Raw genomic sequence first — 22,582 nt, forward strand, 5'->3', positions numbered from 1 at the left:
GGCTTGTGTATGAGTGAGCCATGGCCAGTTCCGTCACCAGCCAGAATTCCAAGCGCGCCGCGGTGCGCAAGGCGCTCGACCGCCACAAGGTCTACGTCACCGCGCAAAGCTTTTCCGGCGGCGTCTACTCGGCCCGCGTGCTGGTCGACGGCGAGGCCTACTGGGTCGACGAGTTCCGGCTGAGCCAGCTCCAGCAAGGGCTGTCCCCGGCCGAGCTAGACCTGACGCCGGCCACCGACGATTGAGTGTGAACGCCGTTCCTTCGCACCGCGCTGGGAAATTTGAAATGTTGGCGGGACAGCACTGTGCAGGAACACGGCGCAGGGAAGCTTCGTCCGCCGCCGCTCCCGCCTGACCCATGCCAACCCCGCCAACACTCAAGGCCTATCGCGCCAAGCGCGAATTTACGAAGACGCCGGAACCGGCGGGCGGGCTCATTTCAGGCGACGGCAACCGCTTCGTCGTCCACAAGCATCACGCCACCGCCGACCATTACGATTTGCGCCTGCAGGTCGGCGGCGTGCTGAAAAGCTGGGCGGTGCCGCGCGGCCCCTCGCTCAACCCTGCCGACAAAAGGCTGGCGGTCGAGACCGAGGACCATCCGCTCGAATATATTGACTTCGAGGGCGTCATTCCCGAAGGCGAATATGGCGGCGGGCCGATGATCGTCTGGGACACCGGCACCTGGGCGCCGATGGACGATGTCGACAAGAGCCTGCGCACCGGCGCCTTCAAGTTCCGGCTGGCCGGCGACAAGTTGAATGGCGGCTGGATGCTGACCCGTCTGAAGCCCAAGCCCGGCGAAGACAGCGAGAAGAAAAACTGGCTGCTGTTCAAGGAGCGCGACCTCGCCTCCGACACCAGCCTCGACATTCTGGAAGCGCGGCCGGAAAGCGTGAAGACCGGCAAGCGCATCGAGGAGCTGGTGGCGCCGCCGAAAAAGCCGGCGCGGCTGCCGCCAAAACCCGGCGCGCTGAAACCCGGTGCACTGCCCGGCGCGATCAGGGGCGATCCGCCGTCGCGCATCGAGCCGCAGCTCGCCACGCAGGTGCCGAAGCCACCGGGTGGGCCAGTGGAAGACACAGGTGAACTCTGGTTGCACGAAATAAAATTCGACGGCTACCGTACCATGGCGCATATCGCCGATGGCGAGGTCAGGCTGATCACCCGCGGCGGCATCGACTGGACGAGGCGTTACGGCGACCTGCCGCAGGCATTCGCCCGGCTGCCCCTCAGCCAGGCGATCATCGACGGCGAGATCATGGTGCTGGACGAGAAGGGCATCTCGCGTTTCGCGCTGCTGCAGGATGCGCTGTCGGCGGGTGCGGGCAGCAAGCTCCATTTCTATGCCTTCGACCTGCTGCATCTCGACGGCTGGGACCTCCGCAAGGCGCCGCTCGCAAACCGCAAGGCCCTGCTCGCCGAACTGCTAGCCGGGCAGGGCGCCAACTCCGCCATCCAGCTGAGCGACCATGTCGAAGGCGACGGACAGGGGCTTTACGATCAGGCCTCGATTCTTGGGCTGGAAGGCGTCGTCTCCAAGCGCGCCAACGCCATCTACCAGAGCGGCCGCACCAAGAGCTGGACCAAGGTCAAGGCGCTGGAGACCGGCGATTTCATCATCGCCGGCTATACCGTCTCCGACGCCGCCGAAGGACTGGCCGCACTCGGCATGGCGGAATTCGCGGATGGCGAACTGCACTATCGCGGCAAGGTTGGCACCGGCTTCGATGCCGCGACGGCGGGCGACTTGCTGGCCCGGCTGCAGCCGCTGCGCGACGGCGCGACAGCCCCCGAGGGTGTGCCGCGCGAGATCATGGGCGAGATGAAATGGGTGCGGCCGATGCTGTCGGCCCGCATCCACTACGCCAACCGCACGGCCGACAATTCGCTGCGCCACGGTGTGTTTCGCGGCCTCAGGGATGTCGGCCTGTCGACGCCGGTGTCGCCGAAGCGCAAGCGGCTGATCGCCGAAGCCGATCTCGCCACCATATGGGTGACCAATCCGGAGCGGCGGCTGTTCGGCAAGACCGGGCCGACCAAACTCGACATCGCCGTCTATTACGCGCTGGTCGGCGATTTCATGCTGCCGCACATTATGGGCCGCCCGGTGTCGCTGGTGCGCTGCCCGACGGGCCTGCCGAAGGACTGTTTCTTCCAGCGCCACGCCTTCACCGGCATGCCGCCCTCTGTGGTCACTTTTGACGCCACCAACTCCGAAGGTGAAACCAAATCCTATCTGTCGGTCGAGGGAGCAAAAGGCTATCTGGCGCTGGCGCAGTTCGGCGTCGTCGAGTTCCACACCTGGGGCACGCATCGCTTGAGCCTCGACAAGCCCGACCAGATCGTTTTCGATCTCGATCCGGGTGAGGGCATCGCCTGGCGCGAGGTGGTCGAGGCCGCCGTCCACATCAAGGGCGAATTGGAACGGCTCGGCCTGGTGCCGTTCGCCAAGACATCCGGCGGCGGCGGCATCCACATAACCGTGCCGGTGACGCAAAAGCAGAACTGGAAGAAGCTGCACCAGGCTACCAGCGCCATCTCCACGCATCTGGCGGCCACGGCGCCCGACACTTTCACCACCACAATGGGCAAGGAAAACCGGAAGCGCCGCATCTTCATCGACTACCACCGCAACGCGCGCGGCCACACCTCCGCGGCGCCTTATTCGCTGCGCGCCCGCACCAACCTGCCGGCGTCGACGCCGGTGAGCTGGAGCGACCTTGAGACGATCGATGCGCCGCAGGATCTGAACTATTCCTCGCTGCCGGGGTTGTTGGCGACCTCGGGCGACCCCTGGGCGGACATGGAGCATTTCGCGAGGGATTTGCCGTTGTTTTCGGGGAAGTAGATCGGGAGGTGTTGGCGATCCGGCACACCCCCTCTGTCCTGCCGGACATCTCCCCCGCAAGGGGGGGAGATCGGATGTCGCCTCTGCTTTCGCCAATCGCAAACCTTGCAAGAGGAGCGATAAGGTTGAAGCTGCCAATCTCCCCACTTGCGGGGGAGATGTCCGGCAGGACAGAGGGGGGTGCTGTCCCTCCGGCATGACTTACTTCCCCAAGTCCATCGACCATGCGGACAATTTGAATTATCCTCCGTCGGTGCCCTCCAGCTCACCTGGAAGATTTCGTCAGGAATTTGCCGGTATGTTTGGGGCCGGTGTAGGATTTGCGCAGTGCCAATCGTCCTCGGAACGAAGCGCTGCAGTAAGCATGATCCCGAAACGTGGGAACCGGTTTTCGGTTAAGATCATGCTCAGTCTGAAATGTCAGTGCATGGCCGCGTAGGAGAGTATCATGGCGCCCAGGGCAAGTTGGAAAGGTTACCTCAAGCTCAGCCTCGTCAGCTGTCCGGTCCGGCTCTATCCGGCAACGACGACCAGCGAGCGCATATCGTTCAACCAATTGCACAAGAAGACCCACAACCGCATCAACATGAAGCCGGTCGACCCTGAACTCGGCCTCGTCGAGCGCGCGGACCTGGTCAAGGGTTACGAATACGAGGACAAGCAGTACATCATCATCGATGAGGCCGACCTCGAAGCAGTGCGCATCGAATCCAATCACACGATGAACATCGAGGCCTTCGTCGACGAAGACGAGGTCGACGTCATTTATCAGGATGCGCCGTACTACATGGCGCCGGATGGCGCCATGGCGGAGGAAACCTTCGCCGTGCTGCGCGAGGCAATGCGCAAATCCGGCAAGCTGGCCATTGCCCGCCTTGTCCTGTCCAGCCGCGAGCGCGTGGTGACGATCGGCGCGCGCGAGAACGGCATGTTCGTGTGTACGTTGAGGAACCCGAACGAAGTGCGCGGCACGGCTGAATATTTCGGCAACATCCCGGCTGGCAAGCCGGATCCCGAAATGCTGCAATTGGCCGAAGCGCTGATCAAGCAGAAGGAAACCACCTTCGATCCGAAGAACTATGAGGACCGCTACGAGATCGCGCTGATGACGATGATCCGCGAGAAACTGAAGGGCCATAAGCCGATCATTGCGGCGGCGCCCGAGCGTGGCAATGTCATCAACCTCATGGACGCGTTGAAGGCGAGCCTGTCGCAATCAGCCAAGCCGCCGGCCAAGTCGAAGAGCAAGGCCGACGACGCTGAAAAACCTGCCGCCAAGGCTAAGGCGGGTGCGGCCAAGGAAAACCCGTTGAAGGCCAATCTGCTCAAGGCCGTCGGCAAGAGCAAGGGGTGACGGCGCCGACCGGTATAATCCCGGGCGCCGTCTTCGGCGCCATCGGCGCGCTGGCGGCATTTCCGCTGCGGCTCGCGGCCCGTGAGGTGGAGCGTCAGCACGGCCAGTTGCGGCGCGGCGTCACCAGGCGCACCAGCCATGTTGTGTTCGGCCGAACGCTGATCGCCAAGGCCGGCACGGCGAAGGGCGGCGATGCCGAGATTGAACGCCGTGTTGCCGCCGAGCGTGCCGCCGGCCGAACGCTCCTTAGCGAAAATGGCTTCCTGCGCCTGCTTGGTCTGATGAAGGCGCCGGAGGCGTCTTCGCTGTCCAGGCAGTCTCTCGTCGACCAGTCCAGACTGTCCGGTGCCGACCTCGACCTGCTCAGCCTGTTCGACGCCTTCGAGCACGATTGTGAACCCTACTCGTTCCGCGATCTGATCCTTGCCCGCAAATATGCCGGGCTGGTTGCCGGCGGTGCATCCTGGGGCGCGATCGCGCGCTCCGTGCATCGCTCCGGTCCGGTCGCTTCGCTCACCGCCAAATCGCTCAATGTCGGCTCGCAGCATGGCCGGCCCGATCAGATCTATCTCGAGGATGGCCAGAGCGAACTCGACGGCCAGCTGCTGTTCGATCTCGGTAGCGCAAGCGCAGCCGGCGACGACACGCTGGAAGAATTGTTCGCCGAGGCTGAAAGCGCGGAAGAGGAGGGCCGGCACGACGATGCCGCGGCGCTCTACCAACGCTGCCTCAGCATCGATCCGAGCGACGCCATCGCCGCGTTCAACCGCGCCAATTGCTTGCGTGGCGCCGGTCGCGTGGCCGACGCGGCGCATGACTATGCAAGAGCGATCAAGCTCGATCCGGCGTTCGTCGAGGCCTGGTTCAACCTCGCCGGGCTGATGAGCGACGAAGGCAAGATCGCCTCGGCGCGCCGGCATCTGGTCAAGGCAATCGCGCTCGACAAGAGCTACGCCGATCCGGTGTTCAACCTTGCCCGGCTGGAGTTCGACGCCGGCAATCTGACCGAAGCCCGCCGCCACTGGGTGCGCTATCTCGAACACGATGCTGACAGCGAATGGGCGCGCACTGCGCAAAAGGGGATACAGTTCGTCGATCTGCAGCTGGCGCGGACGGCGGGGTGAGGCTGCCGTGGATAATCTTGTTCAGATTTCGAGTATGGGATTAACCGCGTGCTTCATCGTTTTGGCGGTGCGGGAGGCCCGCGAGCTGCTCTTCTACTGGAGCAATGGCTGGAATTTTTTCGAAGACAGCAAAATCAATTGGGCCACATATTACAACCGCAGAACTTGGCCATTTCCCCAGCGCCCCGAGGACCGTATGTCGAACAAGCAGCGCGTTTGCTTCGGCCGGCCATTCTTCATCGTGCTCGTGGGGTTTCTTGCAGCCATTTTCACCCATGTTACCCTGCATCCGGAGCAGTGGCGTAAGGAAGTTCACGGTTCCAAAACCACCTACCACTATATCGGGGTCCCGCAGCCTGATGCCCACTAGCTTCCTCTTCGACGGCTTTGACACAGCCCCGGTCACCATCGTGCTGGCCCACGGCGCCGGCGCATCGATGGATTCGCCTTCGATGACCGCCACCGCCAAGGCGCTCGCCACCGCCGGCTTCCAGGTCGCGCGCTTTGAATTCCACTATATGGCGGCCCGCCGCTATGGCCAGCGCAAGCCGCCGCCGCGCGCCGAGACGGTCAACCCGGAATACATAAAGGCCATCGCCGATCTGAGAGCCATGGGCGTCACCGGGCCGCTCATCATCGGCGGCAAGTCGATGGGCGGGCGCGTCGCCTCGATGGTTGCCGACGAGATGTTCGCCAAGGGCGAGATTTCGGGCCTCGTCTGCCTCGGCTATCCCTTTCATCCGCCGGCCAAGCCAGAGCAGCTCAGGACAAAACATCTCGCCGACCTCAAGACGCCGACGCTGATCTTCCAGGGCACCCGCGACGAGTTCGGCACGAAAGAAGAGGTCGCGACCTACGGCCTTTCCAAAGCCATCGAGGTGATCTGGCTGGAGGATGGCGACCACGACCTCAAGCCGCGCAAGAGCGTGTCGGGTTTTTCGACCGCCGATCATTTGAAGACGCTGGCCGGGACGGTGAAGGCGTGGACAGGGCGGATCGTTTCCTGATCGCCAAATGCAAATCGCCACCTTCAATATCAACAACATCAACAGCCGGCTGCAAAACCTGCTGGCGTGGCTGGCGGCAGCCAAGCCCGATGTCGTCTGCCTGCAGGAGCTGAAGGCCCGCGACACGCAGTTTCCGCGCACGGCGCTTGCGGCGGCCGGCTACGGCGCGGTGTGGAAGGGCGAACCGACCTGGAATGGCGTCGCCATACTCGCGCGCGGGTCCAAGCCGGTGCTGACCCGTGACGTCCTGCCCGGCGATACCGCCGACAAGCAGAGCCGCTACATCGAGGCGGCCGTGAACGGCATCGTCATCGCTTGTCTCTACGCGCCCAACGGCAACCCGCAGCCGGGGCCGAAATTCCAGTACAAGCTGGCGTGGCACGCGCGGCTGGAGGCGCATGCCGCAGAACTGTTCGACACCGGCCTGCCGGTGGCGCTGGTCGGCGACTACAACATCGTGCCCGAGCCGCGCGACATCTACGCCACCCGCTCCTATGACGACAACGCGCTGGTGCAGCCGGAAAGCCGGGCGTCGTTCCAGCGTCTGCTCGAGCAGGGCTGGACCGATGCGCTCCGCAAGAAGCATCCGAAGGAAACGCTCTACACATTCTGGGATTATCGCCGCAACCGCTGGCCGCGCGATGCCGGGCTGCGGCTCGACCACATCTTGCTGTCGAAGAAACTGGCGCGCCGCCTCACCGCTGCCGGCATCGACCGCGATGTCAGAGGTGAGGACGGCGCCAGCGACCACGCGCCGGTATGGGTCGAATTGAAGTGAATTTGGCTGCGTGATCGCGCCCACTTTCGTGGGCGCAGTTTTGCGCTATTTGTTTCGCTGCGGCGGCCGCATGATGAGCAAGGTGCGGCACCGGAGGGGGAGTCCGATGGACAGGTTGGCCGAAAGGCTGTTTGCGCTTCCGCTGCTGGCGGCCGCTTTGGCTTGTCTGGTGCGGGCGTATCTGCTGCTCGGCGACAGAGATTTCAGCTGGAGCGGGATCGATCACATGCTGCACGGCCCAGCCACGCTGCGACCGGTGGTGTTCCTGACCGTCGGCGGGCTTTGCCTGCTTGGCGCCCTGTTGTTCTGGGCCGGACTGCTGCCGGGTCGGCGAAGCCAGCCTGCTGGAACGCCGCTTTTTGGCCGCGACGCCGAGATCGACCCAAAGGGCCGCCCCGGTCTGCGGCGCGCCTTCCTCATGTTGCCGGTGCTCGCCGTGTTGGCGCTGCTGGCCGACCACTTCCCTTGGGCGCGTGACGCCGGCCCGGGCGCTGAGGTGGCCGCCCCGAACGAACCCAAAGCCGAGCCGAAGGACCAGGGCATCGACGGTGTCCCGCCGGACCTGGCGACGCCACCGGCCCCGCCGAGTTCGCCGCAGGTCACCATGCCGCCCGAGCCAACTCCGCCGGTGCAGGCAGCCAAACCGCCCGAGCCGGCGCAGCCTACGCCTCCGGCTGCTCCCCCTCAGCCGCCACAAGTCGCACTCGCTCCGGCGACACCGCCACCGGAGACTGCTCCACCGCCGGCTCCGGCCACGCCACCGCAAACCGTCGCGCCGTTGCCGCCGCCTCCGCCGGCGCTGCCGACCGAGCCCGACGGCCACCGCGACGCCGTCGTCTGGCTCGCCGTCTCGGCCGATGGCCGCGACGTCATGAGCGCCAGCACCGACCATATGATCAAGCTCTGGGACATCGCCGGCAAGCGGCTGATCCGCAACCTTGGTGAACACAAGGACATGGCGCGCACGGCGCTGTTCATGCCCGACGGCGCAACCGCGCTGACCGCCGGCGACGATGGCGAGATCGTGCTGCGAAAGCTTGCCGACGGCGCGGTGCTGCATGTCTTCTCGTCGGGCGCGAATGGCGGCGTGCGTAAGCTGGCGATCAGCCCGGACGGCAAGCGCGCCGTCAGTGGCCACGACACCGGCAACGTCATCGTCTGGGATCTCGTCAACAAATCGGTGCTGCATGTGATGACCGGACATGACTGGCCGATCAGCACGGTCGCAATCTCGCCCGACGGCACGCGCGCGCTGAGCGGCTCCATCGACGGCACGCTGAAATTCTGGGACGTCGAAAGCGGCAAGCAATTGCGAAGCTGGCACGGCCACGAGCAGGGCACCTACGGCGCCGTCTTCACCGCCGACGGCCATCATGTCGTCACCGGCAGCGGCGACTACACGATCAAGCTCTGGGACCTCGACACGTTTAGGGAATTGCGCCGCTTCGAGGGCCACGAAGGCACCGTCTATACGCTGGCGCTGTCGGCCGACGGCAAGCGCCTGGCCTCCGGCTCGCTCGACGGCACGGCGCGGCTGTGGGATCTCGGCACTGGAGACCAGATCGCCATGTTCGACAGCCGCACCGGCCCGATCTACGCCGTTGCCTTCGCCACCGACGGCACACTGGTCACCGGCGGCGACGATCGGACCATCAGGGATTGGCCGGCGGCTGGCGGCGATGGCGAAATCCTGTTCGCCGGCGCACCGCAGTAGCGGCATCAAATGCTTTGGATATTCCAGAACAGCCTGGCTTGCGCTATGGATTACTGGTGGCTGCAAATGGATTGGGGACGGTGAGCAACAACGACTGGGCGCCCAAAGTGGATACACCTGTCTACAGCCCGCCCACGTCGCGTCGCCGAGGGGTCCTTACCGTCGTTCTGGTGTTGCTGGCGGCTTTTGTGCTGCTCGGTCCTGGCCGAAATTACTATGTGCAGTGGTCAGCGGCACAAAAGGGTGCAGCGGCTCTCCAGGCAAAGGATTATGCCGAGGTATTCCGTCAAATGAAGATCATGGCGGACGCTGGCAATGTTGACGCAAAAGGCCAGCTTGGTGCGCTGTACTGGCGCGGGGAGCGCGTGGCTCAGAACGACAGCCAGGCGGTGTATTGGTGGAAGAAATCCGCCGATGGCGGCAATGCGGAAGCCATAGCAGCACTGGGTCAGGCCTACCTTATGGGCAGGGGCGTTGAAAAGGACAGTCGGCTTGCCGAGAGTTTCTCACGAAAGGCCGCCGATAAAGACAACATGAATGGGCAGTACCAGCTCGGCGTGTTGTACTGGCAGGGCCAAGGGGTCGCGCAAAGTTATGAGCAGGCGCTCTATTGGTGGCGCAAGGCGGCCGATCAGGGGAGCGGGGAGGCTGAATATTCTCTCGGCCAAGTCTATTTAAATGGCCAAGGGGTCGAAAGAAACGATCAACTGGCGTTGAAGTTTTCCAGGCAGTCAGCCGACAAGGGCAATGCGAACGCTCAGTACGCCCTCGGCGTCCTGTATGCGCAGGGTCGGGGTGTTGCGCAAAGCTTCGAGCAGGCTGCCTCATGGTGGCGCAAGGCGGCTGACCAAGGAAGCCTGGAGGCCGCTTTCTGTCTCGGACGCGCCTACTATCTTCACCAAGGCGTCAAGAAGGATGATCAGGCCGCCATAGTGTGGGTGAAAAAGGCAGCCGATCTGGGTGAGCCGAATGCCCAGGCTTTGCTGGGCACTTTGTACTCGCGGGGCCACGGCGTTGAGCAGGATGACCGCCTTGCGTTCGGGTGGTGGATGAAGGCCGCAACCACCGGTCTGACAGAAGCGCAATACGCGGTGGCGGCCGCTTATGGCCAGGGAAAAGGTACCCCTAGGGACGACGGCCAGGCGTTTGCGTGGATGAGCAAAGCCGCCAATCAGGGCTTTGTGTTCGCCCAGTCGAATCTGGGCGGATATTATTCGATGGGCCAAGGCGTCGAGAAGAGCGCCGGGCAGGCGGTCTATTGGTGGCGCAAGGCCGCGGAAGCGGGGAACGCCGAAGCCGGTGCCAATCTGGCCCGGGCGTATTCGCTGGGCGAAGGCGTGGGACGGGACGATGCGTTGGCCGCGACTTGGGCGCAAAAGGCGTCCGACGGGCGAAACGCCGACGCTCAATATATGCTTGGTGTCCTCTACAGCCAGGGCCGCGGCGTTGCGCAAGACAATGATCTGGCCTTCCGATGGTGGATGAAGGCTGCTGTCCAAGGCCATGTGGTAGCGCAGTATAATGTCGGGGTCGTGTATCGGGACGGGCAGGGCGTCGGGAAGGATGAAAGGCAGGCATTCGAGTGGCTGAGCAAGGCTGCCGACAAGGACAATGACCTTGCGCAGTTCGCTCTCGGTGGACTGTATTGGGATGGTCTAGGAGTAACGAAGGACCCCGTTCAGGCGGCAAGGCTCTGGCGCAAAGCCGCCGACCAAAGCAATGCATTCGCGCAGAAAGCGCTCGGCACAGCCTATTCCGAGGGTGTTGGCGTTGCGCAAAGCAGTGCGGATGCGGCGGGCTGGTGGCTCAAGGCGGCGCGGCAGGGAAATGTCGATGCCCAGCTAGCCTTAGCGTATGCCTCGGCCAACGGCGTGGGCATTGCCAGAGACGACAAGGCTGCCGAGTCCTGGTGGCTGGAAGCCGCAAAGGCCGGCAGCGTCGATGCCGAGTTCAGTCTGGGCTCGCTCTACTACCGCGGCGTCGATGGGAAACCAAACTACAAGGAAGCCGCCAAATGGTTCTTCAAGGCGGCAGGCCACGGCAGTTCCGGCGCCAAGACCTATCTCGACCTGATGAAGGAAAACGGCCAGCTCGACAGCAAGATGCTGTGAGCCGAGTGCATAAGCGTCGCCGTCACGCCTTCCGTTTGAGGCGTGACACTCGTATCGCACGATGCGAAGACTCATTTGCCGCTGCATCTCGAGAATCCCATGCCCCTCCACATCGTCGAAGCCTCGATCGCCGACCTGCGCCGGGCGCTGGAGGCCGGCACCGTCACCAGCGTCGAGCTGGTCGGTGCGTATCTCAGGCGCATCGCGCACTACGACCGCCATGGCATCGCGCTCAATGCCGTGCCGGTGCTTAACCCGGCAATGTTCGAGGAGGCGGCGGCCTCCGACCTGCGCCGCCGCAAAGGCGCTTCCCTCGGGCCGCTCGACGGCATCCCCTACACCGCCAAGGACAGCTATAAGGTGAAGGGCCTGACGGTGGCCGCCGGCTCGCCCGCCTTCGAGCATCTCGTCGCCAACGAGGACGCTTTCACCATTGCCAGGCTGAGGGCCGGTGGTGCTGTGCTGATCGGGCTGACCAACATGCCGCCTATGGCCAATGGCGGCATGCAGCGTGGCGTCTATGGCCGCGCCGAGAGCCCCTACAATGCCGACTATTTGACCGCCGCCTTCGCTTCCGGCTCGTCCAACGGCTCGGGCACGGCCACCGCCGCCAGCTTCGCCGCCTTCGGGCTGGGCGAGGAGACATGGTCTTCCGGCCGCGCGCCGGCGTCCAACAATGCACTTGTCGCCTACACGCCGTCGCGCGGCGTCATTTCGGTCAGGGGCAACTGGCCGCTGGTGCCGACCATGGATGTGGTGGTGCCGCACACGCGCGGCATTGCCGACATGCTGGAGTTGCTGGATGTGATCGTCGCCGACGATGCGGAGACGCGCGGCGATTTCTGGCGTGTGCAGCCCTGGGTGTCGATCGCGAAAAGCGCTGCTCTCAGGCCGCCAAGCTACACTGCGCTCCAACTGCAAGGCTCATTACAAGGCAAACGCCTCGGCGTGCCGAAAATGTATATTTGCCGCGACGGCGGCGCGCCCAAACCCATCGAGACCCGCGCCTCGGTGCTCGACCTCTGGCGGCAGGCGGCGCGTGATCTGGAAAAGCTCGGCGCGGAGGTGGTCGAGGTCGATTTCCCCGTCGTCTCGAACTATGAGCGCGACCGTCCGGGCACAAAAACCATGGTCGAACGCGGGCTGGTGCCGGAAGCATTCGCAGAGCGCGAAATCTGGGATCTCTGCATCTGGGGCTGGGACGATTTCCTGCGCGCAAATGCCGATCCGGCGATCCCCGATCTGGCTGCGGTCGACGGCCCAAAGATTTTCCCGCAGCCGCCGGGCGCGCTGCCGGACCGCTATGGCGACGACGGTTTCGATCTGGCCGACTACGTCACGAGCGTCAAGCAGGGCGTGATGCCATTGCTGGATATCCCAACGCTGGCGGAAGGTCTGAAGGGATTGGAGGCGACGCGGCGCATCGACTTCGAGGACTGGCTGGACGAGCACAGGCTCGACGCCGTCGTGCTGCCGGCGGTCGCCGATGTCGGGCCGGCCAGCGCCGACGTCAACCAGACCTCTGCAGAAATCGCCTGGCGCAACGGCACCTGGGTCGCCAATGGCAATCTGGTGTGGCGTCATCTCGGCATTCCGACCGTCACCGTGCCTATGGGAACGATGGCCGATATCGGCATGCCGGTCGGGCTGACCTTTGCGGGCAAGGCCTATGATGATGCGGAGTTGCTGCGGCTCGCCGGCGATTACGAGCGCGCCACCCAACGCCGCACCAGCCCGCCGCGCACGCCGGAATTGCCGGACGATGCGTTTGCGGGGCGGCCTGGTGGATTGCGGGCCAGCGATGCGCCGGCGCCGAGGCTTACGCTTGTTGCCGAGACGACGCGGCGAGGAGACCAGGCCGAGATCGCCGTGACGGTTGAACTCGATGCGGAGACCGCTGGCGTCAAGGTTCACGTCAATGGCGAACCGGTCGCTCTGCGGCGCAGCGGCACAAGCTTTCACGGTCGCATCCTGGTGCCCGCCGGCGAGCACGAAAGAATGCACAGTGTGTGGCGAGGCGCTTACGGCTCGATCGTTACGGCCGTCATCCGGCTGGAGGATGGACGCACGGCTGGTGCTTACGTGGTCGCGGGTGGAATCGGGTGAGGTACATGTAATCTCCCCAAGGGGGAGATCAGCAGCTTCGCCGTCTTGACCCTCCCATCGCCCGCGTTATCTTCGCGCCATGCCAAACCTCGCTCCCCTCATCGTCATCGACCTCCAGACCAACATGTTCGACGGCCGCGTCGAGCCGCCGATCCACGATGCGCCTGGCATAGCCGAGCGTACCTGCTCGCTGATCGACTGGGCGCGGCGCGAGGGGCGCAAGGTTGCTTTCGTCAGGCATGACGGGCCGGCCGGCGATCCGCTGGCGCCCGGCGAGCCGGGTTGGCCGGTATGGCCGGAACTCGGCCAGGCCAAGGACGAGCCGACATTCTCCAAGACCGTCCGCAACGCCTTCTCGAATGCCGAGCTTGGCGCCTGGGTGGCCGGGCAAGGGGTCGGCGAAGTCGTGCTTGCCGGAGCGCAAACCGATTTCTGCATCGCCGGCACCGTTGAGGGCGCCCTGGCCGAAGGCTTCGGCGTCACTGTCGTTTCCGATGCGCACTCGACGCTGGACACTGAAGGCGAAACCGCGACCGAGATCATCGCCCGGTACAATGCGGACTTCACCGATGCCGGCGTCACGCTGGTGACGACGAAGGCGCTGACCGGCGACTGAAGCGCCGGCGCTTCGAAGAGTGGGAGACCGCCGTGCCAACCCTGAAATTGCCGGCCGAAGGCGGATGCCGCTGCGGACGTGTGCGGCTCAAGATTTCCGCAAAACCGCTTTTGACCATGGCTTGCCATTGCATCGGCTGCCAGCGCATGTCGGCCAGCGCCTATTCGCTGAGCGCCGCCATTCCCTCGGACGGGTTCGAGATCATGCAAGGCGAGCCGGTGATCGGCGGACTGCACGGCGCCTCGCGTCATTACTTCTGCCCACATTGCATGAGCTGGATGTTCACGCGCCCCGAAGGGCTCGACTGGTTCGTCAATCTGCGTCCGACCATGCTCGACGAGCCTGGCTGGTTCACGCCGTTCATCGAGACATGGACCAGCGAGAAACTCCCCTGGGCGACGACGCCCGCGGTGCACAGTTACGAGGCGCTGCCGGCCTTTGAGGCGTATGAGGGGCTGGTGGCGGAGTTCGGTGAAACTGCGAATCTCCCCCCTTGAGGGGGAGATGGCCGGCAGGCCAGAGGGGGTCGCATCGCGTGAAGCGCCAACCTCCATCTGCCGCAGGAGGCCGAGCCTAGTCGAACCGACCCCCTCTGTCGCCTTCGGCGACATCTCCCCCTCGAGGGGGGAGATAAGCCCCGCTAAAAATTTGGATCGAATCGATTGCGCAAACGTTTCGATCACCCTAAGCTCCCTTGAAATCCGCCATCAGAGCGGATGGGAAACGCATACTAGGGAGGAGCGCTTGCAGGCGCTGATATGTCTTGCCGACAATGGCTGAAGTGGCGCGGCGCGCCGGCGTGTCGGTGTCGACCGTCTCGCATGTCGTCAACAACACGCGCTTCGTTTCGCTGGAAAAGGCGAGGCTGATCAACGACGCCATTGCCGCCATGGGCTACCAGCCCAACGAGCTGGCGCGCTCGCTGAAGGCCTCGACCACCAACAGCGTCGGCCTGGCGATCTCGGCGATCTCCAACCCTTATTTCACCGACATCATCTGCGCGGTCGAGGCCGAATGCGCACGGCTTGGGCTGATGGTGTTTCTGTCGGATACCCAGGAGGATCCCGACCGCGAACTGCAGGTGGTGCGCGCTTTCCATCAGCGCCGCGTCGACGGCGTCATCCTGGCCCCGTCGGGCTCGCCGCAGCGCGCCATCGATTACCTCGCCGACAAGAAGATGCCATGCGTTCTGATCGACCGTTTCGCCGACCAGCGCTTCGATCAGATCGGCGTCGAGAACGAAACGTCGATGCGCGCGCTGATCGACCATGTCGCCTCCTTCGGCCACAAGCGCATCGGCTATATCGCCGGACAGCCGGGCCTGACGACGACGCGCGAGCGCATCGAGGCGTTCCAGGCTTCGCTCGCCGCCAATGGACTTGAAAGCGTGCCGCACTATCTCTCGGCCGAGAATGTCGACACGGCGGCGGCGACCGCATCCACCCACGCCATCCTGTCGCTGCCGTCGCCACCAACCGCACTGGTCACCGGCAACAACATGACGACGATCGGAGCCGTCCGCGCCATCCGCGAAAAAGGCCTCACCATTCCGGGCGATCTGTCGCTGGCCGGCTTCGACGATTTCGAATGGGCCGATTGTTTCGAACCGCGCCTGACGCTGGTCGCGCAGCCCTGCACCGAGATAGGCAGGCAGGCCGCGGCCCTGCTCAGCGCCCGCATCGCGGCGACCGGTTCCGCGCCGCGTTCGGTGCGGCTGCAGGCGACGCTGCGGGCGCGCGCCTCCTGCGGGAGGCCGACCCACACGAGGCTAACATGACCGCGCCGCTGCTGGTGATGACCGGCGCCGTCAAACGCTTCGGCGGCGTGCAGGCGCTGCGCGGCGTCGACTTCGACCTCAAGGCGGGCGAAATCCACGCGCTGCTCGGCGAAAACGGCGCCGGCAAGTCGACGCTGATGAACCTTTTGTCGGGCGTCTACACGCCGGACGAAGGCACGATCGAGATCGACGGCAAACCGGTGCGCTTCAACAACCCGCGCGAGGCGCAAGCGGCAGGCATCGCCACCATTTTCCAGGAGCTCGACCTGGTGCCGTCGCTCGATGTCGCCGCCAACCTGTTCCTCGGCCGCGAATTGATGCGTCCGGGCGGCTTCCTCGACGTGCCGGCAATGCGCCGCGAGGCCAAGAAGCGGCTGGAAGCCATCGAGATCGCAATCGATCCGGCCGCCATGGTGGCGGACCTGTCGATCGGCCAGCGCCAGGTGGTCGCGATCGTCAAGGCGCTGTCCTACGCCTCGCGCGTGCTGATCATGGACGAGCCGACGGCCGCACTTACCGTGGGCGAAGTCGAGCGGCTGTTCGACATCATGAGAAAACTCGCAGCCACCGGCGTCGGCATCGTCTACATCTCGCACCGGCTGGAGGAAGTGCCAGGGATTGCCGACCGGGTGACGGTGATGCGCGACGGCCGCGTCGCCGGCATCACCGAGCCGCACGCGCCGCAGGCGGAGCTGGTCAGGCTGCTGGTCGGACGTCCCCTGGACGAGCTCTATCCGCAACGCGCCAAGGCCGCGGGCAAGCCGCTGCTCAGCCTGAGGAACGCCAGCTTCAAACTCGCCCGCGACAGCGCCGGCTGGCAGGCGCCGCAAGGCGTTTCGCTCGATGTCCATGAAGGCGAGATCGTCGGTCTTGCCGGCATCATGGGGGCAGGGCGCACCGAACTGCTCTCCGCGCTCTACGGCACCGGCCTGTCGGGCCGCTGGGAGGGCGAGGTCGCCATATCGGGCAAGCCGGTAAAACTGGATTCGATCAGCGCTGCCCGCCACGCCGGCATCGCCTTCGTCACCGACGACCGCAGGGGGTCGGGCCTGATGCTGCGCATGGCCGTCGGCCTCAACCTGGTGATGTCGGTCATATCCAGGATCTCGCCGAACTGGCTGGTCTCGCCGCGCCGCCAGGCCGAGGCGGTGAAGGAATCCTTCGGTCAGTTCGATATCCGGCCGAAGAACCCCGATATCGCCGTCGGCGCGCTGTCTGGCGGCAACCAGCAGAAGGTGGTGCTGGCCAAGGAGATCCTCGGCAATCCGCGCCTGTTGCTGCTCGACGAGCCGACACGCGGCGTCGATGTCGGCGCCAAGGGCGAGATCTACCAGCGGCTCAGGGCACTCGCGGCGCAAGGGCTGGGCATTCTGGTGGCGTCCAGCGAGATGCCGGAGCTGATCGGTCTGTGCGACCGCATCGTGGTGCTGCGCCAGGGGCGCAATGTGGCGGAATTTTTGGGCGGCGTCGACGAGCACACTGTGCTGGCCGCGGCTAACGGCAGGGAGGCCTGATGTCTCAGGACAACAATCCAGTGGCAGCGAGCCCAGTGACGGCGGCGCCTCAAAAGCATCGCGACCCGCTGGCGCTGATCGTGCGCTTCCAGAGCCTGATCGGCCTCGTGCTGGTGGCGATCGGCGGCATCATCTTCTCGCCGCGCCGCCACGGCGAGATCCTGTTCCTCAACCCCGACAACATCGCCAACATCGTGCGCGCGGTGTCGGAGACCGGCATCATCGCCATCGGCATGACCTTCGTCATCATCACCGCCGGCATCGACCTCTCCGTCGGCGCGGTGCTTGGCCTGTCCAGCGTCGTCACCGCATCGATGATGATCTCCGGCGGCTTCGGCCTGATCCCCACCATCCTCGCCGTGCTCGCTTTGGGCATCGTCTTCGGCGCCATACAGGGCACCATCTCGACGCGTTTCAGGCTGGAACCGTTCATCGTCACGCTGGCCGGCCTGCAGGCCGCGCGCGGGCTGGCGCTGGTCGTCTCCGGCAACCAGTACATCAACATTTCCTATGGCGAAGGGCCGGGCCTGGCGCCGCCGGTGTTCGCCGTGCTGGGCGAGCGGCTGTTCAACAACACCGTGCCCGTGGCGACGCTTGTGTTCGTCATCTTTGCCGCGATCGCCACCATCGTGCTCAACACCACGCGCTTCGGCCGCTATGTCTTTGCCGTCGGCGGCAATGAGCGCGCCGCGCGCATATCCGGCGTGCCGGTGTCGATGGTGAAAATCTCGGTCTATGCCATCACCGGCTTTGCCGCCGCCCTTGCCGGCATTGTGCATGCCGGCCAGTTCAATTTCGGCAGCGCCAATGACGGCATGGGCTATGAGCTGACGGCCATCGCCGCCGTGGTCATCGGCGGCACCAGCCTGTTTGGCGGCGCCGGCTCGATGGTCGGCACCGTTGCCGGCACCATCATGCTGGGCGCGCTCGCCAACATCCTGCAGCTCAACAACATCACGCCCGCCATGCAGCTGCTCGCGACCGCCGCGATCATCGTTTTGGCGGCAGTGCTTCAATCCCTCGTTCGCCGCCGCGAGGGGTTGGGTCGTTAGTGCATGTCGCGCAAAAGGTTTTGCGATGACGACATGCACAAACAAACAAGGAGGAGACGGCAACACGTGAACGTCAAACCAAGGTCTGGCCCCCCGGCCAGACGAGGAGGAGAGTGAGTTATGAAAACGACACTAAGAGGATCGACCCTCAAGGCCGTGCTGCTGGCCGGCGCTGGCCTGTGCATTGCAGGCTCCGCTTACGCCGCCGAGCCGCTGGTGAAAGCCTGCGCCAAGGACGGCCAGTTCGTCATCGGCTTTTCGCAGGCCAACAATGCCGAGCCCTACCGCCAGCACGTCAATGACGAGCTGGAGGCGGCCGCCAAGGAAGTGCCTGGTTTCACGCTGCAGATCGCCGACGGCGCCGGCAACGTCAACACGCAGACCTCGCAGGTCGACAATTTCATCACCCAGAAGGTCGACATCCTGCTGATCTCGCCCTTCGAGGCGGCGCCGCTGACTCCGGCGGTGAAGCGCGCCATGGATGCCGGCATCCCGGTCATCGAGCTTGACCGCAAGACGGTGGGCGACCCCGGCAAGGACTACACCGCCTTCATCGGCGGCGACAATTTCAAGATCGCCGAGGAAGCCGGCAAATACACCGCCAAGACGCTGCTGCCCGATGGCGGCGAGGCGGCGGTGCTGCAAGGCCTGCCGAGCTCGACGCCGGCCGTCGAGCGCCTCAACGGCTTCAAGGAAGGCGTGAAAGGCAACCCGAAGGTCCAGATCGTCGCCGAGCAGGCCGCCGACTGGGTGCCGGACAAAGCGCAGGTCGCCTTCGCCGCCATGCTGCAGGCGCACCCCGACATCAAGGTGCTCTACGCCTCCAACGACATGATGGCCGCCGGCGCGCTGCTCGCCGCCAAGGGCGCGGGCAAGGACGTCAAGATCATCGGCACCGACGGCCTGCCGGGCCCGGCAGGCGGCATCGAGGCGGTGGCCAAGGGCGACTGGGTTGCAACCTTCACCTACCCGACGGGCGCCAAGGAAGCGATCGAGATGTCGAAAAAGATCCTGCTCGATTGCGCGACCGAGGTGGACAAGACGGTGACGGTGGAGACCACCGCGATCACGGCCGAGAATGCCAAGCAGCTGATGGGGAAGTGAGGGGCGGGCAGAGCGCGTCTATTGAGGTGATGCGCAAGGCCCCGAGGGGCCTTGTTGCATTGCGGCAACGTATGGGAACGGCCGCTTCGCGCCTCATCTCGGTCATCGAAGTCATCCCGGCCGCCCGCCAAAAGCGGTCACAGTTGGTGTCAACGCCATGGGGAGTTTGCGCCGTGAGCATTTCTCTCCATAATGATCCCAGCATCGGCTTTTTCCTGCCCTGCCCACCGATCAAGTGTTTTGTGAACAGCATCGCACTTTGCTAATATTGCCGTCACTGTGCTCGGCGAGGAAATCCCAGCATGTCGGAGAAGAGTCCGGTCGCGTTGCCGGCGGCGTCGGTGGCAACAGGTTTTCTGGGCGGCAACGGCAACAATGCGTCGGAAGCCCGGCATGAGCGCCGGATCCTGACCGCGCTCTGCTACGACCTGGTCGGATCGACCGACCTTCTTGGCATCCTGGACATCGAAGAGTTCGAGGAACTGATATCAGCCTTCCAGCGGGCGGCGAGACAGGCGGTCGCGTCGTGCTCGGGTGCCGTAGAGGTCGAGGTCGGCGATGGCGGCGTTGCTTTGTTTCCTGCCGAAATAGACGCCAAGGATGCGGCATCGCTGGCGATCCGGGCCGGGCTCGAAATCATCGACGCCTGCAGGCGCGTCGGTTCGAACCAAGGCCGCGCCGATTTGCATGTCCGGGTCGGAATCGCGACATCGATGACCCTGATCCAGAAGGGTGACGCCGAGACCGGTCGTGACAATGTCACCGGCCCTGCCTTCGCGATGGCCACGCGGCTCCAGGCCATCGCGCAGCCGGATACGGTGTTAGTCTCGGAGGCGACACGCAACCTGGCGCGACGGTCGCATGTGTTCAGCTTTAGGGGCAGCCATACGATCAAGGGTTTTGCCGAGCCGGAGCTGGTCTGGCGCGCGCTGAGTCACAAGCGCGAGGTCGACCGCTTCTTCGCCTTCGGGCGGCTGAGCAGTCTGCTCGTCGATCGCGAGGCCGAACTTGCCACGATCGCCGAAGCATGGGACAGCGCCGTTGCAGGAAACGGCGGCGTGGTGGTGATCGAGGGCGAGGCCGGGATCGGCAAGTCGCGCATTCTTCACGAAGTGCGCCGGCGCACGCGTCACCAGCGCGCGAAACTGCTGCTCTTCCAGTGCACGCCCGGCGGCTTGCGCTCGGCGCTGCATCCGCTGCTACAGAACGTACGCGGCGATTTCGCCGGCAACGAAGGACAGCTGAGCGCTGCCGCTGTGGCAGAAGTATTCCGCGATCATGACGTCCGCGATCCTGAAATCATAGACGTCTTCTCGTTCCTGCTCGGCGCTGCGGGAGCCGATCCGATGCTTAAGGAAATCGACGCCGAGGCGATGCGCGCGAAAGCCAATTGGGCGGTTCGCCACTCGCTCGAAGCCCTGTGCGCCAGCGGACCGATCGTCCTGGTGGTCGAGGACATCCATTGGATCGACCTGACGTCTAGACAATTGTTGGCTGAGCTTGCACAGTCGGCCCGTCACTTCCGGGCGCTTGTCATCGCGACCACGCGCCCTGAATCCGGGAGCTGGCTGGCAGCATCGAATCCAAGGCATATCTCGCTAAAGCCGCTCAACCGCGAGCAAACGCGGCTGGCGATCGCGGCCATGTGGCCGCAAGGCAAGCCTTCAACTTCCCCGGAATTGCTCGACGTGGTGGAACGCGTGACCGGAGGCGTCCCGCTGTTCATCGAAGAAATCTGCCAGTGGATGGCCGAGAACGCGGCCTCGGCAACGGATCGGCTGGCGCAGACCGCGACGCGCAGTCATGCCTCGGTGTTTGAAAGCGTGATCGAGGCCAGGCTCGAAACGCTAGGGCCGGCACGCGAAGTCGCGCGCGCCGCGGCCGTCGCGGGCAATCGTTTCAATCAGGAATTGTTGCGCGCGTTGTTGCCGGAGCTCGACGACGAAATCATCGCAAACGCGCTGGATTCACTGAGCGAGGCCGGGTTCCTGATCCGCGTGCGGCCTTTTGGCGTTCCGGTCTATGGCGTGCGCCATGCGCTTATCCAGGAGACGATCTACAACGCAACGCTGCGCAAGAAACGGCAGGCCTTGCATCGCCACCTGTTTGCCGCGGTGAGCCGCAACCGAAACCTGGCCGGGTGGCTGAGCACCGCCGAGGTCGCCGAGCACGCCGAGCGCGCAGGCCTTATGGAGGACGCGATCGCTCAGTTCGTGATCGCAGGCACGGAAAGCTCGTCGCGCTCGGCAATGGCGGAAGCGAGGCAGATACTCGAGCATGCATTGGCGCTCTGCGAGCACGTTGCGGCAGCCGACAGGCGAGACGCGCTGCGGCTATCGGCCATGATCGTGCTCGGTCCCATCCTGACCGCTGTCGAAGGTCCGAACTCGGGGCCCGCCCGCAAATTGTACGAGGACGGCGTGGTGATAGCCCGGCGGCGGCCGGTGGCCGAGCGGGCCAAGTGGTTCCCGATCTACTGGGGCTGGTGGTTCACGGATACCGTCATGGACGGCGAGCGCGCGGAAGTGGTGCTCAGCGATCTCAGGGATGTCGAGGATGCCGAAGTGCAACTCCAGGCCAGGCATTGCGTGTGGGCAATCGACTTCAATCTTGGCCGCCACGACCGCTGCATCGCGGCAGTCGACGCAGGACTTTCGCTCTATGAGCACGGCCAGGGCAAAGCCAATGCTGCGTTGTTCGGCGGGCATGACGCGAGGGTCTGCGGGCTCGCCCACCGCGCCTTGTCGCTTTGGTTTGTCGGAAAGCCGGCAAGCGCGATCCATTCGATGTCGGAAGCTAGGAGCTGGGCGCAGCAAACCGGACATGCCGGCAGCATCGCACATGCCTATCTCAACGAGGCGATGCTGCATTGCTATCGCCGAAATTTTTCGAGGTTACGAAGCGTGATAGCGGATCTGCGCCACTTGACGGAGCGCCATTATATGCCCGCTCTCGCCGCCGCAGCGCAAATCTTCGAAGGCTGGTGCGACGGCAACGCCGGCCAGGTCGAGAGCGGCAGGGAGAAAATGCGGCAAGGCCTTGGCCTCCATGGCGAGTTCCAGACGCCTGAGGACGAACCGGTCTATTGCGGCATGCTGGCAGAGCTTTTGACACGAACTGCCGAGGTCGATGAGGCGCTCGCGTTGCTGGGCTCGGCTGTGGCGCAGGCCGAGGCCGGCGGCAGCCGCTTCTGGCTGGCAGAGCTCTACAGGCGAAGGGCGGAGCTACTTCTTCTCCAGGGCGATGCGGAGGCGGACGTAATCGCTGCCCTCGAAAAGAGCATCGCCATAGCCGCGGAGCAAAGTGCCGTGCCTTTCCTCGTCAGTACATACGAGACCCTTCAATCATCAGGCCTGTCGCCTGAACTGTCGTCGCGCTATCGCGATCGGGTCGAACGTGCGAAATCCGCTCTCGAGCCGGGCGCCGCGCTGATCGTCAATCCCGAATCGGCCGTTCGGCACTAGCGGGCCCTGC

The 22,582-nt window shown here is 64.5% G+C and carries 17 protein-coding genes; all 17 read left to right on the forward strand.

From position 1 onward, the window contains the following. Positions 1–20: 20 nt before the first annotated feature. The 17 genes from NKJ80_RS06045 (at position 21) to NKJ80_RS06125 (ending at position 22,572) form a co-directional block, all read left to right on the forward strand. A complete protein-coding gene (locus tag NKJ80_RS06045; protein ID WP_023699154.1) occupies positions 21–245 on the forward strand; it encodes a hypothetical protein in 225 nt (74 codons plus the stop codon). 113 nt (positions 246–358) lie between these two features. Further along, positions 359–2,851, forward strand: a complete 2,493-nt coding sequence (ligD, locus tag NKJ80_RS06050; protein WP_352497242.1) for a DNA ligase D — start codon at positions 359–361, stop codon at positions 2,849–2,851. A gap of 448 nt (positions 2,852–3,299) precedes the next feature. Next, on the forward strand, positions 3,300–4,205 hold the full coding sequence (gene ku / locus NKJ80_RS06055) for a non-homologous end joining protein Ku (RefSeq protein WP_023712534.1): 906 nt from the start codon (positions 3,300–3,302) through the stop codon (positions 4,203–4,205). Continuing rightward, positions 4,202–5,329 carry a tetratricopeptide repeat protein gene (locus NKJ80_RS06060; protein ID WP_023712535.1) on the forward strand — a complete coding sequence of 376 codons (1,128 nt, stop codon included), beginning with the start codon at positions 4,202–4,204 and terminating at the stop codon, positions 5,327–5,329. The genes ku and NKJ80_RS06060 overlap by 4 nt, the downstream gene beginning before the upstream one ends. Positions 5,330–5,336: 7 nt before the next feature. Next, positions 5,337–5,699: a hypothetical protein gene (locus tag NKJ80_RS06065; RefSeq protein WP_352497243.1), complete on the forward strand. Its 363-nt coding sequence runs from the start codon at positions 5,337–5,339 to the stop codon at positions 5,697–5,699. Beyond that, entirely contained in the window at positions 5,689–6,336 is a 648-nt protein-coding gene (locus NKJ80_RS06070) for an alpha/beta hydrolase family protein (protein WP_023712537.1), read from the forward strand. Before NKJ80_RS06065 ends, NKJ80_RS06070 begins: the two co-directional genes overlap by 11 nt. A 7-nt stretch (positions 6,337–6,343) precedes the next feature. Beyond that, positions 6,344–7,114 (forward strand): exodeoxyribonuclease III, encoded by a 771-nt coding sequence (locus NKJ80_RS06075; protein WP_023703074.1) that lies wholly within the window; start codon positions 6,344–6,346, stop codon positions 7,112–7,114. A gap of 106 nt (positions 7,115–7,220) precedes the next feature. After that, complete coding sequence (locus NKJ80_RS06080) at positions 7,221–8,828, forward strand: WD40 repeat domain-containing protein (protein WP_352497244.1); 1,608 nt, start codon at positions 7,221–7,223, stop codon at positions 8,826–8,828. Positions 8,829–8,908: 80 nt separating this feature from the next. Continuing rightward, a complete protein-coding gene (locus NKJ80_RS06085) occupies positions 8,909–10,939 on the forward strand; it encodes an SEL1-like repeat protein (protein WP_352497245.1) in 2,031 nt (676 codons plus the stop codon). A gap of 99 nt (positions 10,940–11,038) precedes the next feature. Continuing rightward, positions 11,039–13,045, forward strand: a complete 2,007-nt coding sequence (locus NKJ80_RS06090) for an amidase (protein ID WP_352497246.1) — start codon at positions 11,039–11,041, stop codon at positions 13,043–13,045. Between the two features lie 79 nt (positions 13,046–13,124). Then, on the forward strand, positions 13,125–13,661 hold the full coding sequence (locus tag NKJ80_RS06095) for a cysteine hydrolase family protein (RefSeq protein ID WP_023747809.1): 537 nt from the start codon (positions 13,125–13,127) through the stop codon (positions 13,659–13,661). A 32-nt stretch (positions 13,662–13,693) separates the two neighbouring features. After that, entirely contained in the window at positions 13,694–14,158 is a 465-nt protein-coding gene (locus tag NKJ80_RS06100) for a GFA family protein (protein ID WP_352497247.1), read from the forward strand. Positions 14,159–14,424: 266 nt separating this feature from the next. Then, positions 14,425–15,438, forward strand: coding sequence for a LacI family DNA-binding transcriptional regulator (locus tag NKJ80_RS06105; RefSeq protein WP_023821226.1), 1,014 nt, complete (start codon positions 14,425–14,427; stop codon positions 15,436–15,438). After that, on the forward strand, positions 15,435–16,952 hold the full coding sequence (locus NKJ80_RS06110; RefSeq protein WP_023671399.1) for a sugar ABC transporter ATP-binding protein: 1,518 nt from the start codon (positions 15,435–15,437) through the stop codon (positions 16,950–16,952). The genes NKJ80_RS06105 and NKJ80_RS06110 overlap by 4 nt, the downstream gene beginning before the upstream one ends. Then, positions 16,952–18,004, forward strand: a complete 1,053-nt coding sequence (locus NKJ80_RS06115; protein ID WP_352497248.1) for an ABC transporter permease — start codon at positions 16,952–16,954, stop codon at positions 18,002–18,004. The genes NKJ80_RS06110 and NKJ80_RS06115 overlap by 1 nt, the downstream gene beginning before the upstream one ends. A gap of 120 nt (positions 18,005–18,124) precedes the next feature. Next, a complete protein-coding gene (locus NKJ80_RS06120) occupies positions 18,125–19,108 on the forward strand; it encodes a substrate-binding domain-containing protein (protein ID WP_023689831.1) in 984 nt (327 codons plus the stop codon). A gap of 302 nt (positions 19,109–19,410) precedes the next feature. Then, complete coding sequence (locus tag NKJ80_RS06125; protein ID WP_352497249.1) at positions 19,411–22,572, forward strand: AAA family ATPase; 3,162 nt, start codon at positions 19,411–19,413, stop codon at positions 22,570–22,572. Positions 22,573–22,582 lie beyond the last annotated feature (10 nt).

The organism is Mesorhizobium sp. M0030, from assembly GCF_040323695.1.
Taxonomy (GTDB): domain Bacteria; phylum Pseudomonadota; class Alphaproteobacteria; order Rhizobiales; family Rhizobiaceae; genus Mesorhizobium.

What these genes read in the sequence shown, in the direction of transcription:
- NKJ80_RS06110 (WP_023671399.1), top strand. Translation starts at nt 15,435, where the DNA reads ATGACCGCGCCGCTGCTGGTGATGACCGGCGCCGTCAAACGCTTCGGC.
- NKJ80_RS06120 (WP_023689831.1), top strand. Translation starts at nt 18,125, where the DNA reads ATGAAAACGACACTAAGAGGATCGACCCTCAAGGCCGTGCTGCTGGCC.
- NKJ80_RS06090 (WP_352497246.1), top strand. Translation starts at nt 11,039, where the DNA reads ATGCCCCTCCACATCGTCGAAGCCTCGATCGCCGACCTGCGCCGGGCG.
- NKJ80_RS06125 (WP_352497249.1), top strand. Translation starts at nt 19,411, where the DNA reads ATGTCGGAGAAGAGTCCGGTCGCGTTGCCGGCGGCGTCGGTGGCAACA.
- NKJ80_RS06070 (WP_023712537.1), top strand. Translation starts at nt 5,689, where the DNA reads ATGCCCACTAGCTTCCTCTTCGACGGCTTTGACACAGCCCCGGTCACC.
- NKJ80_RS06115 (WP_352497248.1), top strand. Translation starts at nt 16,952, where the DNA reads ATGTCTCAGGACAACAATCCAGTGGCAGCGAGCCCAGTGACGGCGGCG.
- NKJ80_RS06075 (WP_023703074.1), top strand. Translation starts at nt 6,344, where the DNA reads ATGCAAATCGCCACCTTCAATATCAACAACATCAACAGCCGGCTGCAA.
- NKJ80_RS06080 (WP_352497244.1), top strand. Translation starts at nt 7,221, where the DNA reads ATGGACAGGTTGGCCGAAAGGCTGTTTGCGCTTCCGCTGCTGGCGGCC.
- NKJ80_RS06045 (WP_023699154.1), top strand. Translation starts at nt 21, where the DNA reads ATGGCCAGTTCCGTCACCAGCCAGAATTCCAAGCGCGCCGCGGTGCGC.
- ku (WP_023712534.1), top strand. Translation starts at nt 3,300, where the DNA reads ATGGCGCCCAGGGCAAGTTGGAAAGGTTACCTCAAGCTCAGCCTCGTC.
- ligD (WP_352497242.1), top strand. Translation starts at nt 359, where the DNA reads ATGCCAACCCCGCCAACACTCAAGGCCTATCGCGCCAAGCGCGAATTT.
- NKJ80_RS06095 (WP_023747809.1), top strand. Translation starts at nt 13,125, where the DNA reads ATGCCAAACCTCGCTCCCCTCATCGTCATCGACCTCCAGACCAACATG.